Below are 12,744 nucleotides of genomic sequence, written 5' to 3'. Positions count from 1 at the left end.
GCCTGTTAGTTGCGCGCATGGAGAGGTTATTGTGTTAGAGAGTTTTGGCGTCCTGAATTTATGGACCTATTTGGCCGGGGTGGTCTTCATTATCATTCTGCCGGGGCCGAATACGCTGTACGTACTGAAAACCGGCGTATCGCGCGGCGTGCGCGCCGGCTACACCGCGGCGCTCGGCGTGTTCATCGGCGATGCGATCCTGATCTTCTGCGCCTATATCGGCGTGGCTTCGCTGATCCGCACCACGCCGTTCCTGTTTACCCTGGTGCGTTTTCTCGGCGCGATTTACCTGCTGTTCCTCGGCGCAAAAATCCTCTACGCCACCTTCGTGCAGAAGGCACAGGCGCAACAGCAGCAGATTGAAGGCGGCCACAGCATTCTGCGCAAGTCGCTGACGCTGAGCCTGACCAACCCGAAAGCTATCCTGTTTTACGTGTCGTTCTTCGTGCAGTTCATCGACTTCAACTACGCGCACACCGGGCTGTCGTTCACCATTCTGGCGCTGATCCTCGAAGCCGTCAGCTTTATCTACATGAGCACGCTGATCTTCTCCGGCGCGATGCTGGCGCATTTCTTCAATCACAAGAAAGGCTTGGCGAAGCTCGGCAACGGCCTGATCGGCCTGCTGTTCCTCGGCTTCGCCACCCGTCTGGCAACCCTGAGTTCGTGATCCCTCCCGGCCGGCGCCCGCCGGCCGCGGTTTACTCGTTCGTCACGGCAAAATGACACGCAGGGCAAACCGAATGTCAGGCAGACCAAAGCCGCCGCTTTCCCGCTGATCTAGACTTGCAGGGTTAACGATAACCTGATGAGCCTGATCGGAGGATGTATGTCTGACAATACCGTAGCCGTGCTGGATAGCGTGTCGCGTTTTCTCGATCGTCAGCATGGGCTGTACATCGACGGCCAGTGGCGCGCGTCCGCCGCGGAAGGCCGCCTGGCGGTGTATAACCCCGCCAATGGGCAGCAGATCGCCACCACCGCCGACGCCAACGAACACGACGTCGCGCTGGCGGTGCAGTCCGCCCACAAAGCCTTCAGCGAAGGCGTCTGGGCGCAGCGCCTGCCGGTAGAGCGCGAACGCATCCTGCTGCGCTACGCCGATTTGGTGGAGCAACACGCCGAGGAGCTGGCGCAGCTGGAAACCCTGGAGCAGGGCAAGTCCATCAACATCGCCCGCGCCTTCGAAGTCGGCAGCACCCTGAACTGGATGCGCTACACCGCCGGTCTGGCGACCAAAATCACCGGCCAGACGCTGGACGTCTCCATTCCGATGCCGCCGGGCGCCAAATATCAGGTTTATACCCGTAAAGAGCCGATTGGCGTGGTCGCCGGCATCGTGCCCTGGAACTTCCCGCTGATGATCGGCATGTGGAAAGTGATGCCGGCGCTGGCGGCAGGCTGCTCCATCGTCATCAAGCCGTCGGAAACCACCCCGCTCACCCTGCTGCGCATGGCCGAACTGGCGAGCGAAGCCGGCGTGCCGCCGGGCGTGTTCAACGTGGTCACTGGCCGCGGCACCCTGTGCGGCAAGGCGCTGACCGAACATCCGCTGATCGCCAAAGTCAGCTTTACCGGCTCCACGCCGGTGGGCAAAAGCATCGCGCGCGCGGCGGCGGATCGCCTGACCCGGGTGACGCTGGAGCTGGGCGGCAAAAACCCGGCCATCGTGCTGAAAGACGCCGATCCGCAGCAGGTGATCGAAGGCCTGATGCTCGGCAGCTTCCTCAACCAGGGGCAGGTGTGCGCCGCCAGTTCGCGGATTTATATCGAAGCGCCGATTTATGACCAACTGGTGGCCGGTTTCGAACAGGCGGTGAAATCGCTGTCGGTCGGGCCTGGCATGGACACCGGCGCGCAAATCAACCCGCTGGTGTCGCTCGCGCACCGCAACAAGGTGGCGGCCTACCTGGACGATGCCCGGGCGAAAAACGCCGAGCTTATCGGCGGCGCGGCCGGGCCGGATGCCAATGGCTTCTACATCCCGCCAACGCTGGTGATCAACCCGGACGACAGGCTGAACCTGACGCGCGAGGAAGTGTTCGGCCCGGTGGTTAACCTGATTCGGGTAGCGAGCGCCGAAGAGGCATTGAGCAAGGCCAACGACACCGACTTCGGGCTGACCGCCAGCCTGTGGACCACCAGCCTGCAGAAAGCGATGGCGCTGACGCCGCGCATCCAGGCCGGCACCGTGTGGGTCAACACCCATACGCTGATCGACCCGAACATGCCGTTCGGCGGGTTCAAACAGTCGGGCAGCGGCCGTGACTTCGGCCCGGATTGGCTGGATGCCTACACCGAAACCAAATCGGTCTGCATCCGCTATTGAGTGAGGCGGCGCGGGCCTGGCCCGCGCCCTGACTTATTGATATTGCCGGCGGTACTCGCTCGGCGACATGCCGAAACGCTGCTTGAAAGCGGTCGAGAAATGGCTGTGATCGGCAAACCCCCAGTCGAGGCCGACTCCAGCCAGCTTTTCCTGCCCGGCGGCACTGCGCAGCGCCTGCGCGCACAGATCCAGCCGGCGATTTCTGATGTACTGCGCCACCACCAGCCCCTGGCGGGCGAACAGCCGATACAGGCTGCGCAGCGACACCCCCAACTCGGCCGCCACCCATTCCGGGCGCAGCTGCGCCGACTGAATATGCCTGTCGATCAACGCCAGCGCCTTGTCGAAAACCGGCTGTTGCCCCTCCGGGCGCGCCTGTTCGAGCGCCAGCGCCGGGCGCAGCAGCGCCGCCAGCGCATTCAGCACCGCTTCGCTTTCCGCCGCGACGAGCTGAGGATCCTGCATGCTGCTCAGCACCAGCTGGCGGCTGAGGCGCACCGCGCTGAGCTCTGCTCCGAGACGCTGGGCACAAGGCGGCGGCACCGGCAGGCAGCCGCGCGGCAACAGCAGTGAGATTTGGCGTGAATCGCGCTGGAAGGTGAAGCTGCTGGGCCGTGAGGCGTCGATCAGCGTGATGTCGCCGGGAGAGAGCACCGTCTGGCTCTCGCCCTGTTCCATCAACGCGCTGCCGCGCAGCTGGAAGACGGTAAAAAAGTGCGCGCCGTCGCTGCGGGCGATCTCGCGCGGCGTGCGGTACAGCCGGGCCTGAGACACGTCGACCACGCTCAGGCGCAGCGCATGGGCGCGGAATTCCTGCATCGCCCCGCTGAAGCCCGGCCCCAGCGTTTTCGCGCAGAATCGGCCGCAGGCGGTGTTGATTTTCCCCAGCCACTCTTCGAAGCCGACGTCCCGGAGCGTTGCCAATGCCGTCATGATCTCTCCCTTCAAACAGCAGCGGTGCTGCGCCGTTGAACAGAAAAACACCATAACAATCCGTTAACACACAATCAATGGCGAGCGGGGGATTTGGCGCCGCGATCACAGTTCGCCCGGCGCCCGTCATCAATCCGCCACGAAACCGTCATCTCATCGTCACAGGCCTCGCCAAAGATACAGACTGCTCCCCTTTCACTTTGACACCCTGGACATGACCCGATGAAATCGTTGCAGAAATCCGTTTTAGCGCTGTGTTTGTTTACCACCAGCGCCCTGACCGCGTTCCACGCGCAGGCGGCAGAGGAAGCCCAACCGTTCACCACCGCGCAGCAGGTGGATCTGACCCACATCCTGCCGCCGCCGCCGGCCAACGACTCGGCGCAGACCCAGCGCGAACTGCGGGAAGTGCTCGACATGCAGCAGAAACGCACGCCGGAAATGGCCAGCCAGGCCAAGGCGGATGCGGAAGAGAACGTCTGGGTGTACAGCAACGTGATGGGGCCGAAGTTCAACGCCAAAGCGTTGCCGGCCGTGAGCGCCTTCTTCGATCGCATCGTCGCCACCGAAGCGGCGGTGGTCGATCCGGCGAAAGATTTCTGGAAGCGCCCGCGCCCGCATATGCTGGACAGCCGCATCGAGCCGATCGTCAAGCGCTCCAGCTCCGGCTCTTGGCCTTCCGGCCACACCACGCTGGGCACGCTGATGGGCATCACCCTGGCCAATATGGTGCCGGAAAAGCGCGCCGCCATTATGACCCGCGCCTGGCAATACGGTGACAACCGAGTGGTGGCAGGGATCCACTACCCTTCCGATATCGAGATGGGCCGCATCGCCGGCAGCGTAATCAGCCAGCAGCTTTCACAGCAGCAGGATTTCCAGCAGCAGTACCGGCAAGCGCGCGACGAGCTGCGCCTGGCGCTGGATTTGCCTGCGGAAAAATAGACCCGGCGGCTAACACCGGGCCCTGATGGCCCGGTTTACGGCTGCTTGTCCAACAGGTAACGCACCACCGCCGCGTACTCTTTGGCGTAGCCTTCGACGCTGGTGCTGGCCATGCCGGCATTGTCTATCTTGTATTTGCCTGCCACGTAGAACGATGGGGTGCCGCGCACCTCGAACGCTTTCACCGCTTCATTCTGCTTGGCGATCAATCCTTTGACCAGCAGGCTGTGACGCGCGTTTTCATAGGTAGCGGCATCGATGCCGGCCGCCGTGAACACCCGCTGAATATCTTCGGCGCCGTTGACGGCGCGCTGTTTCTGCACCGCGTCGAACATCGCTCCTTCAATCTTGTCTTCCACGCCCAGCACCGTCGCCACCGCCCAGGCTTCGGTCAGCTCATTGCCCAGTTTGCCCATCAGGCTGACGTGATACTTGGTGACTTTCTCACCGGCGGGCAGCGCCTGAGCAACGGTACTGCCTACGCGGTAGGTTTCGGCGAACTGATAGCAAGGGCCGCAGTAGAAGGAGAAGAACTCTACCACCGCCGGCGCGGCGGCCACCGGCTTATCCAGCCGGGTGTATTGCTCGCCCGCACGGTAATCCGCGGCCTGAACCGCGGGCAACGCCAACATCAATACGACGGCGGCGGCGAACGAACGCTTAACTTTTGCCAACATAAACACTCCTGGTTTCGATTATGAACATCGTCCTTAGCGGCGGTTTTTATAATCAAATAACCGGCAGAAGGCCAGTTTTTATTACCTTCTGTTTATGTGGGATTCAGTCAGCGCCCTTCGTAGCCGTCCCAATAGGCGCCCACCGCTTCCTGCGACAGCACCTGGCGACGCTTAGGATTGTCGGAGCCGCTGTAGGCGCGATTGATGAAAATGGTTTTGTGTTCCATGTTCTGCTGGAATTCCGGGCTGGCCAGATAGTCGGCCTTTTTCTGCGCCTCGCTGCGCGCCACGCCCGCCGCGCGATCCTTTTTCCCCTGCTGGTAGAACTGTTCGAACATCGGCACGGCGTTTTTAATGCTGCCGTTCACATCGGTGCGGAATTGCGGATCGAAGTCGTCGCGGGTTTGATAAACGTAGTGTTTGGCATGCTGCTCGGCGCTGCTGAGGTGGTGGGTGCAGGCGCTGAGCGCCAACAGCGGCAACAACAGCGCCGCGCTTTTCAGTTTTTTCATGTCGTCTGTCCCTGTCAGTGAGGAAGGTCCTTTAGCGCCACGAGCATAGCGCCGGCCCCCGGTGAACGTCAAACGACAAATCGCGCATCACTTTGTTTTATATTAATATTATATACATTGATTGGTATTCATTGCCTGAAACACTATGCTTTAACAGACAGGGTAAACACTCACCGACAGCGAGGCGGCCAATGAAACCGATCGACAAAAACGTGGGGGAGTACGACCTCACGGCGGAAAAAAAAGCGGGCATGATCACCGGCACTATCCGCGGTGAACTGCCGGACAGCGACGCCAACCTGCCGCTGGTGCCCTTCTCCGGCACCTTCGCCGGCCCGAGCGTGGCCGACGCCATCGCCGATATCCAGCAACAGTTCCCCGACATCGAACCGGCGATTATCGACGACTTGCGCGAGGAACTGCTGAAGGCCGGGTTCTAAATCGGATCGCGGTGCCGCACGAACGGGCTGTAGACCGGCGCGCCGGGCTTCAGCGCCAGATCGGCGTCAAAATCGTCATTGCGGTTGAACGGTACCGCCGGCCAGGCGGCAAGATCGCTTAAGCCTTCCCGATACGCCTGCGTCACCTGCGCCAAAGCGGCGTTCTGCGCCCGCAGCTCCTCGCCCGCCAACCCGCCGCGCACGCCATAGACCAGGAACGGCTCCAGCACGCTAAAGCCGATATAGTGCAGCGCATGCATGATCGGCCACAGCATCAGCCGCATATCGCCGTCGCGCCCGTCCGGCGCGCAGGCCTGAGCGGAAGCGCCGGCGGTAACGGTCAGCAGCGCCCGTTTGCCGCTCATCACGCCGTTCTCATGGCGGTGGCGGCTGTCGTACACCCCGCCGTAAACGAACACCCGATCCATCCAGCCTTTGAGGATGGCCGGTGCGCCGAACCACCAGAAAGGGAACTGCAGCACCAGCGTATCCGCCCAGCGCAGCAGCTCGATATGCCGCCGAATCTCCGCCGGCAGCGCCTGGATCGTCCAGTGATGGCGCTGCTCCTGCATCGCATCGAACCTGTCCGCCTGCTTTCTGCTGGGGTAATGGCCGGCGCCTTCGCGCGGATCAAACCCCTCCTGATACAGATCGACCGTCTTCACCTGGTGCCCCTGCGCCAGCCAGGCCTGCCGCGCCTGTTCGGCCAAATGGGCATTGAAAGAATGTGGCTCGGGGTGAGCCAGCACAATCAGCACGTTCATCCTGTTTCTCCCGCGGTAAGGTGGTGCTGCTATGCTGTGGCTTTATCGCATCCTTGGCAATTACGCACCTGAAGGTAACCCCCCATGGCCTATCCCGGCGACGTCTATTCGAGTAAATGCTCCGCGCGCGATGCGCTGGCGCTGATTTCCGGCAAGTGGGTGATGCTGATCCTGCCCGCGCTGGCGCAGCGGCCGATGCGCAACGGCGAGCTGCTGCGCCGCATCGACGGCATTTCACAGAAGGTGCTGACGCAAACGCTGCGCCAGCTGGAACGCAACGGGCTGCTCGAACGGCTGGATTTAAGTGAAAAGAATCAGGCGCATGTGGAATACCGGCTCAGCGCCGTCGCCTGCTCGCTGGTCGAGACGCTGACGGCGCTCGATAAGTGGGCGGAATACCATTTCCCGGAGCTGGACGCCGCCCGCGAGCGCTATGATGCCGACCGCGGGCGCGAGGCCGATTAAAGCGGTTTGGCCCGCAGCGTCTCGCCGCTGCGCACGAAGTTGCCCGCCCCCAGATGATGAATGGTGTGCAGATCCGCATTGGCGGCGGTGAAGTTCCAGCGCCCCTGCTGGAACACCCGCTCGTCCGCCGCCGCGCTCAGCACCTCGCCGAAGCAGGTGTCGTATTTTTCCTGCGCGCCGCTTTCCGGCAATAAGCGGCACTCCAGCCACGCCACGCAACCCTGTTCGATCAGCGGCACCTGTAGGGTGGCGCTCGGCGCCGCGGCGATGTGGAAGCGGGCGAACTTGTCGTCATCCAGCCCGGACACGCTGCCGACCGCGTAGGTGGCGTCGATGAACATGGCCGCCGGCACGCAAATGCCGAATGCGCCGCTTTCCTCGATCATTTGCCGGCTGTGCGCCCCTTTGTCCACCACGATGGCAATGCGCGGCGGGCTGAACTCCACCGGCATCGACCAGGCGGCAGCCATCACGTTGCGTTTGGCGCCGTCGCGGCTGCGGCTGGTGATCAATACCGTCGGGCCGTGGTTCAGCAGGCGGCTGGCGTGTTCGAGGGCGACAGGGCGAAAGTGGCTCATCGGGAAATCCTTGCGAGTGAGTGATTGCCCAGCAGTGTAGATCTGCGCTGTGGCGGCAGGCAACGCAAGGCGCACAGAATGCGCAGCTGAGGCGCTTGTTCCCCGTCGCGCCATCCGTTATCTATAGTTAAATCAATTCGCCGCTAACGGCTCCCCCCACCTGAGGATCTTGCCTTGACGTTTTCAAAACACCCTATCGCCGCGCTGGCGCTGGCAAGCGCCAGCCTGCTGTCGGCGGGCAGCGCGCTGGCCGCTTCCGATGCGCTGGTGTACTGCACCGTCGCCTCGCCGGAATCGTTCAACCCGCAGCTCTCCAGCTCCGGGCCGACTTTTATCGCCACCTCGCAGGTGCTGTACAACCGCTTGGTAACGCTGCGCGAAAGCGATAAAACCCCCGCCCCTTCGCTGGCCACCGAGTGGAGCGTCAGCCCGGACGGTAAGACCTACACCTTCACCCTGCGCCAGGGCGTAAAATTCAACAGCAACAAATATTTCACCCCAACGCGCGACTTCAACGCCGAAGACGTGGTGTTCACCGTGATGCGGCAGAAGGATCCCGCTAACCCGTATCACAAGGTCTCCGGCGGCAACTATGAATACTTCACCGACATGGGTCTGGATAAACTGATCGCCAAGGTGGAAGCGGTGGACGAGCATCACGTACGCTTCACGCTGAGCCAGCCCAACGCCGCCTTCGTCGCCGACTGGGCGATGGATTTCGCCTCAATCCTGTCCGCCGAATACGCCGACGCCATGCTGAAAAAGGGCACGCCGGAATACGTCGACAACTGGCCGATCGGCACCGGGCCGTTCGCGCTGCAGCAGTACAAGCAGGATTCGCTGATCCGCTACATCGCCAACCCGCACTACTGGCAGGGCGAAGTGGCCAGCAAGCATCTGATCTTCTCGATTACGCCGGATCCGCAAACCCGGCTGGCCAAGCTGAAGACCAATGAATGCCAGATCATCCCCGCGCCGCTGCCGGAACAGTTCGCCGCCATCAAGGCCGACGGCAACCTGCAGCTGCACGACATTACCGGGCTGAACGTCGGCTATCTGGCGTTCAACACCCAGAAAAAACCGTTCGACAACCTGCTGGTGCGCCAGGCGCTGAGCTACGCGGTGGACAAGAAAGCGATCGTCGCCGCAGTGTTCAAAGACAGCGGCACGCCGGCCAACTCGCTGCTGCCGCCGGGCATGCTGGGCTACAACGATAAACTGCCGGAGTACGCCTACGATCCGCAGAAGGCGCGCGAGCTGCTGAAGCAGGCCGGGCTGGAGCAGGGCTTTGAGACCGACATCTGGTCGATGCCGGTACAGCGCCCCTACAACCCGAACTCGAAGCGCATCGCCGAGATGATCCAAAGCGACTGGGCGAAGGTGGGCGTGAAAGCCAAGATCGTCACCTGGGAGTGGGGCCAGTATCTGGCCGGGCTGCGCAAAGGCGAACAGCAGAGCGCGCTGTACGGTTGGGTGTCGGACAACGGCGATCCGGATAACTTCGCCACCCTGCTCGGCTGCGCCGGGGTGCAGAGCGGCGCCAACGTGGCGCGCTGGTGCGATAAGGATTACGACAGCCTGATCCAGCAGGCGATTCAGGAGAATCAGCCGCAGGCGCGCGCCAAGCTGTATCAACAGGCGCAGGTGATCTTCGCCAAACAGGCGCCGTGGCTGCCGCTGGCCACCGGCAAAGTGTTCTACGCCACCCGCAGCAACCTGAGCGGCTACGTGGTGGACGTGAACGGCAGCGACTTCGCCAAGGCCAAATTGAACTGATCCCAGGCGCCGCGGCGAGAGCTGCGGCGCTACCCGCCTCATCGCTTAATAAGTTGCCAGCCTCTGAACCTACCGCGCATTAGCTTCACAACTTACGATGCTAACTGCCTCCCCTGCCGCCAGGCACTTAACCCACTAAATTCATAGCTTAATAAGCGGCGTAATCCCTGGCATTTTGCTTAATCTGCGCACAGGCGCTTTCCTCGCCTGTAACATTTCGTTACCATCGACGCACAGACCCTTTAACATCAAAAGGTAACCCGGTGCAGAACACCTACATGCCGTGGCAAATTCGCCTGCACTGGCTGGTGGCGATCCTGCTGGTCATCACCTGTGTCACCATCGAGCTGCGCGGCTTGGCCGAACCGGGCAGCGCCCCCTGGTACGTGCTGGTTGTCACCCACTTCAGCTGCGGCGTAACGGTATTTGCGCTGATGATCGCCCGCCTGTTCCTGCGCTGGCGCCACCCTTCGCCCGCTATCGTGCCCAAACCGCCGAAGTGGCAAACCGGCCTGGCGCACCTGACGCACACCCTGATTTACCTGCTGCTGCTAACGCTGCCGGTACTGGGGGTGTACTCGCGCTATCTGGGCGGCAAGGAGTGGTATCTGTTCGGCCTGCCGATGCCGTTCGCCGACGTGGCGGATCGGCCGCAGGCGCGGATGATTATCGGCTGGCACAAAACGCTGGCGTCGTTCGGCTACTGGCTGATCGGCCTGCATGCCGCCGCCGCGCTGTTCCACCACTATATCGTCAAGGACAATGCGCTGGTGCGCATGCTGCCACTGATGAAAAAGCGCTGACTACCCGGCGCCAGGGATGAATTTTCGGGCCACGCCCGCTGACAGGGAATGACATGCAAACCCAATTTTTTCATGTGACCGTCGAGCAATGCGCTAGCCAACAGACGGCGCCCGACAACCTGGTGAGGATCATCGCTTCCGGCCAGACGTTCTTTTTTTACCGTGACGACTTCAGCGACAGCGAAAATCTGCTGGCCAGGCTCGCCGCCGGCGATCGGGTGAAGATTGGCGCCCACCGCCTGCAAGACGGCAGCTATTGGCTGCACTGGCTGCTACACAGCACTAAAGGCCGGCTGGAGCCAGACAGAACGCTGAAATACAAGCTGAAATACTTCGCCCTGCTGGTGCTGGGCGCGGCGCTCACCGGCGGTTTCCCGGCGGCCTTTTTCATCATGGACCGAGAAGATTCCTGGCTGACCATCGCCCTGTTCTTTATCGCCATTATCGCCGGCCTTATCGGCATCGGCCTGGTGCTGTTCGTCGGTTCGGATCTCCTGCTGATAGCGCACCGCGGCCGCAGGCGCCTGCTCAGGGCGCTGGATCGCGTGCTGCTGGGGCAAGACGTCACGCCGCCCGGCTCACTCAGCCTGAAAATTCCCGGCATCAAATACCGGGCCGTCCGTGCAGACGCAACGTCAGCGCCCACAACGCAACAAACCGAGTTCCCCCTCCCTGACGGCGTCGAGGCCTCCGGCATCGAGACGGTCAACGCCCTGAGCTACGAACTCCTCCACTATGAGATCCCGCGGCAGGTGCAGTATTTGGACACTTATGCGTGGCGCCAGAAGGAGACGCACTTCGCGTTGACGACCCGCGCGCTCAACGTCCCCAATACCAAACTGCATCCGGTATTTCGTCGGCAACATCCGCTTTTCATCGCCAAAGGCGATTCGCTGCAGGTGTTGTATTGCGAGAACGACACCGTCCCCGAGCTGCCGACGGTGCGTGGGATCATCAATCACCGCGATCGCCAGACCTATCTCATCGGCGGCAGCCGCTACTTCACCGAAGCCGGCCTTAACCTGAGCGCACGCGTCGTCTTCATCCTCGGCGCGATCATGATGTGTTTGATGCTCGGCCTGATCGTGTGGGATAACGCCGATACCCCAGCGGGCGTTTACCTGGATGCCTGGACCCTGAAGCGCCTCGGCAGTGAATTGCCGCCGATTCTGCTGCTGCTGATGCTGATGATCAGCGGCCTGGCGCTGCTGATCGAGGGCTTCGCCCAGATCTGTCGCCTCTACGCTTTTGAGCAGCACCGCACGTTTAAGACGTTCAAATACCTGCGCAATCTGCGCCGCAGGCTATGGCGGCAGGAGCAGGTGACGGAGCTGAAATGATGACGTTAGCGCTTTATAAAAGACCCCTTATTATCCTGACGCTGTTTTTGGCCAGCGCGCTGGGCGTCTATTTTCTCGCCCCTGAGCAACGCTATGCACAGTGGCAATGGACCCAGAGCGACGAGGCCTTGCCGACGATAGCCCGTTACGATCTCATCCACAGCTACCCGGCGCAGGACGGCGCTCTGCTGCTCATCAGCAAAAGGAGCGAACGCGGGGCTTACAATAGCTTTTACGGCTGGGCGGCCAACTACCTGAGCCAGGTGTTATTCACCGGCCCGAAGGGGCTGCAGATGCTGGGGCAACTCGACGAGTTGATCTACGATGCGGTTTGCGTCGAGCAGGAGTGCGTGCTTTTTCTGTCCAAGGGACGCCGGCTGGTCGATGTGCAACGGGGCACCATCGGGCCACTGATCCCCTGGCCGGAGGGTGACGACAACCTGCCTTCCTTTATCGGCGGCAAACTGGTGGCGCTGCCGGGGAAACGCGCGCTGTATTTCATCAGCACCGAAGGCGTATTCTACAGCCCGGACTTTGGCGCCCATTGGCGGCAAACGCTGGATCTGCCGGCACAGCTGGAAGCGCGGCAGCTGCTGGGCTTTGAGCGCGGCGAGGAGGACTCACCGACGGCTAACGCCTCCGGTAAGCGCAAATCCATGCCCGAGATCTTTACCGCCGTTGATGGCGAACGCGTGCTGTTCTGGATGAACCCGGTGCTCGGCTCCGGCGCCTTGCATATTGCCGTTAACGGCAAAACCGGCGAGGTGGCCGAACTGCATTGGCTAACGGTGCGCGTGAAGGAAAGCGCCCAGGCCCCGAATGGCGGCATCTACCTGATCGCGCAAACGCTGGACAGAGGACTGTATCAGCTCCTGCGTTATCAATCCGACGGGCAGCTGACGGTGCTGTTGGAAAACGGCGATAAATCGCTGTATCAGCTGTGGGCGGGCAACGACAAGCTGGTCGCCCAAACGGATAACGGCGATGCGCGTCTTTCGCTGATTTTCGATCTGCGCTCATCCGACGTGCGCTACCGACAGCCGTTGGAGTACCGCTACAACGGGCGCGACGACGCACGTCAGACCGTGATCGAACCGGAAAGCCACTATGGCGATGACGGGGAGACCCCACCACTGCCCTACTTCGTTCGCTATCGTTCCACCACGCCGTGAACATAAGGAA

14 protein-coding genes are annotated in these 12,744 nt (G+C 61.8%); 9 read left to right on the top strand and 5 right to left on the bottom strand.

The window, feature by feature from the left end; genetic code table 11:
* The first annotated feature begins 31 nt into the window (after positions 1 to 31).
* Both leuE and QOL81_RS07150 read left to right on the top strand, forming a co-directional pair.
* On the top strand, positions 32 to 670 hold the full coding sequence (gene leuE / locus QOL81_RS07155) for a leucine efflux protein LeuE (RefSeq protein WP_016928933.1): 639 nt from the start codon (positions 32 to 34) through the stop codon (positions 668 to 670).
* Between the two features lie 159 nt (positions 671 to 829).
* Complete coding sequence (locus QOL81_RS07150; protein ID WP_060456776.1) at positions 830 to 2,329, top strand: aldehyde dehydrogenase family protein; 1,500 nt, start codon at positions 830 to 832, stop codon at positions 2,327 to 2,329.
* Positions 2,330 to 2,362: 33 nt separating this feature from the next.
* Here QOL81_RS07150 and feaR read toward each other — a convergent pair whose 3' ends face one another.
* Positions 2,363 to 3,262: a transcriptional regulator FeaR gene (gene feaR, locus QOL81_RS07145; protein ID WP_197757399.1), complete on the bottom strand. Its 900-nt coding sequence runs from the start codon at positions 3,260 to 3,262 to the stop codon at positions 2,363 to 2,365.
* Positions 3,263 to 3,484: 222 nt separating this feature from the next.
* Between feaR and QOL81_RS07140 the strand changes: the two genes are divergently transcribed.
* A complete protein-coding gene (locus QOL81_RS07140; RefSeq protein ID WP_049202307.1) occupies positions 3,485 to 4,207 on the top strand; it encodes an acid phosphatase in 723 nt (240 codons plus the stop codon).
* Positions 4,208 to 4,242: 35 nt separating this feature from the next.
* Here QOL81_RS07140 and QOL81_RS07135 read toward each other — a convergent pair whose 3' ends face one another.
* Both QOL81_RS07135 and QOL81_RS07130 read right to left on the bottom strand, forming a co-directional pair.
* Entirely contained in the window at positions 4,243 to 4,884 is a 642-nt protein-coding gene (locus QOL81_RS07135; RefSeq protein WP_049202306.1) for a DsbA family protein, read from the bottom strand.
* A 107-nt stretch (positions 4,885 to 4,991) separates the two neighbouring features.
* Positions 4,992 to 5,396: an Exc2 family lipoprotein gene (locus QOL81_RS07130; protein WP_197757400.1), complete on the bottom strand. Its 405-nt coding sequence runs from the start codon at positions 5,394 to 5,396 to the stop codon at positions 4,992 to 4,994.
* Between the two features lie 191 nt (positions 5,397 to 5,587).
* On the opposite strand from QOL81_RS07130, the gene QOL81_RS07125 reads away from it, so the two are divergent.
* On the top strand, positions 5,588 to 5,836 hold the full coding sequence (locus QOL81_RS07125; RefSeq protein ID WP_038873128.1) for a hypothetical protein: 249 nt from the start codon (positions 5,588 to 5,590) through the stop codon (positions 5,834 to 5,836).
* Here the strand turns inward: QOL81_RS07125 and QOL81_RS07120 are convergent.
* The gene (locus tag QOL81_RS07120) at positions 5,833 to 6,600 is read right to left on the bottom strand and encodes an NAD(P)H-dependent oxidoreductase (protein WP_070915491.1); all 768 of its coding nucleotides are present in this window, start codon (positions 6,598 to 6,600) and stop codon (positions 5,833 to 5,835) included. The two genes, QOL81_RS07125 and QOL81_RS07120, sit on opposite strands and share 4 nt — an antisense overlap.
* 84 nt (positions 6,601 to 6,684) lie before the next feature.
* Here QOL81_RS07120 and QOL81_RS07115 point away from each other — a divergent pair, with 84 nt between their 5' ends.
* Positions 6,685 to 7,065 (top strand): winged helix-turn-helix transcriptional regulator, encoded by a 381-nt coding sequence (locus QOL81_RS07115; protein WP_084826778.1) that lies wholly within the window; start codon positions 6,685 to 6,687, stop codon positions 7,063 to 7,065.
* Here QOL81_RS07115 and QOL81_RS07110 read toward each other — a convergent pair.
* Complete coding sequence (locus QOL81_RS07110) at positions 7,062 to 7,643, bottom strand: flavin reductase family protein (RefSeq protein WP_033641194.1); 582 nt, start codon at positions 7,641 to 7,643, stop codon at positions 7,062 to 7,064. The two genes, QOL81_RS07115 and QOL81_RS07110, sit on opposite strands and share 4 nt — an antisense overlap.
* A gap of 174 nt (positions 7,644 to 7,817) precedes the next feature.
* On the opposite strand from QOL81_RS07110, the gene QOL81_RS07105 reads away from it, so the two are divergent.
* From QOL81_RS07105 to QOL81_RS07090, 4 genes are all read left to right on the top strand, one after another.
* Positions 7,818 to 9,419: an ABC transporter substrate-binding protein gene (locus tag QOL81_RS07105; protein ID WP_169318083.1), complete on the top strand. Its 1,602-nt coding sequence runs from the start codon at positions 7,818 to 7,820 to the stop codon at positions 9,417 to 9,419.
* A 278-nt stretch (positions 9,420 to 9,697) separates the two neighbouring features.
* Positions 9,698 to 10,222 carry a cytochrome b561 gene (gene cybB, locus QOL81_RS07100; protein ID WP_197757439.1) on the top strand — a complete coding sequence of 175 codons (525 nt, stop codon included), beginning with the start codon at positions 9,698 to 9,700 and terminating at the stop codon, positions 10,220 to 10,222.
* Positions 10,223 to 10,275: 53 nt separating this feature from the next.
* A complete protein-coding gene (locus QOL81_RS07095) occupies positions 10,276 to 11,562 on the top strand; it encodes a hypothetical protein (RefSeq protein ID WP_197757401.1) in 1,287 nt (428 codons plus the stop codon).
* Positions 11,559 to 12,734, top strand: coding sequence for a hypothetical protein (locus QOL81_RS07090; RefSeq protein WP_197757403.1), 1,176 nt, complete (start codon positions 11,559 to 11,561; stop codon positions 12,732 to 12,734). The genes QOL81_RS07095 and QOL81_RS07090 overlap by 4 nt, the downstream gene beginning before the upstream one ends.
* Positions 12,735 to 12,744: the final 10 nt, after the last annotated feature.

It is taken from the genome of Serratia sp. CC22-02 (assembly GCF_900182895.1).
GTDB lineage: Bacteria > Pseudomonadota > Gammaproteobacteria > Enterobacterales > Enterobacteriaceae > Serratia > Serratia nevei.
The sequence above is the reverse complement of the archived record's forward strand: the minus strand, read 5'-3'. Positions and strand labels throughout refer to the sequence as shown.

Bases quoted from the DNA above. Each gene is read 5' to 3' on its own strand.
- cybB (WP_197757439.1), top strand. From the start codon at position 9,698: ATGCCGTGGCAAATTCGCCTGCACTGGCTGGTGGCGATCCTGCTGGTC.
- QOL81_RS07150 (WP_060456776.1), top strand. From the start codon at position 830: ATGTCTGACAATACCGTAGCCGTGCTGGATAGCGTGTCGCGTTTTCTC.
- feaR (WP_197757399.1), bottom strand. From the start codon at position 3,262: ATGACGGCATTGGCAACGCTCCGGGACGTCGGCTTCGAAGAGTGGCTG.
- QOL81_RS07110 (WP_033641194.1), bottom strand. From the start codon at position 7,643: ATGAGCCACTTTCGCCCTGTCGCCCTCGAACACGCCAGCCGCCTGCTG.
- QOL81_RS07120 (WP_070915491.1), bottom strand. From the start codon at position 6,600: ATGAACGTGCTGATTGTGCTGGCTCACCCCGAGCCACATTCTTTCAAT.
- QOL81_RS07125 (WP_038873128.1), top strand. From the start codon at position 5,588: ATGAAACCGATCGACAAAAACGTGGGGGAGTACGACCTCACGGCGGAA.
- QOL81_RS07130 (WP_197757400.1), bottom strand. From the start codon at position 5,396: ATGAAAAAACTGAAAAGCGCGGCGCTGTTGTTGCCGCTGTTGGCGCTC.
- QOL81_RS07090 (WP_197757403.1), top strand. From the start codon at position 11,559: ATGATGACGTTAGCGCTTTATAAAAGACCCCTTATTATCCTGACGCTG.
- QOL81_RS07135 (WP_049202306.1), bottom strand. From the start codon at position 4,884: ATGTTGGCAAAAGTTAAGCGTTCGTTCGCCGCCGCCGTCGTATTGATG.
- QOL81_RS07115 (WP_084826778.1), top strand. From the start codon at position 6,685: ATGGCCTATCCCGGCGACGTCTATTCGAGTAAATGCTCCGCGCGCGAT.
- QOL81_RS07095 (WP_197757401.1), top strand. From the start codon at position 10,276: ATGCAAACCCAATTTTTTCATGTGACCGTCGAGCAATGCGCTAGCCAA.
- QOL81_RS07140 (WP_049202307.1), top strand. From the start codon at position 3,485: ATGAAATCGTTGCAGAAATCCGTTTTAGCGCTGTGTTTGTTTACCACC.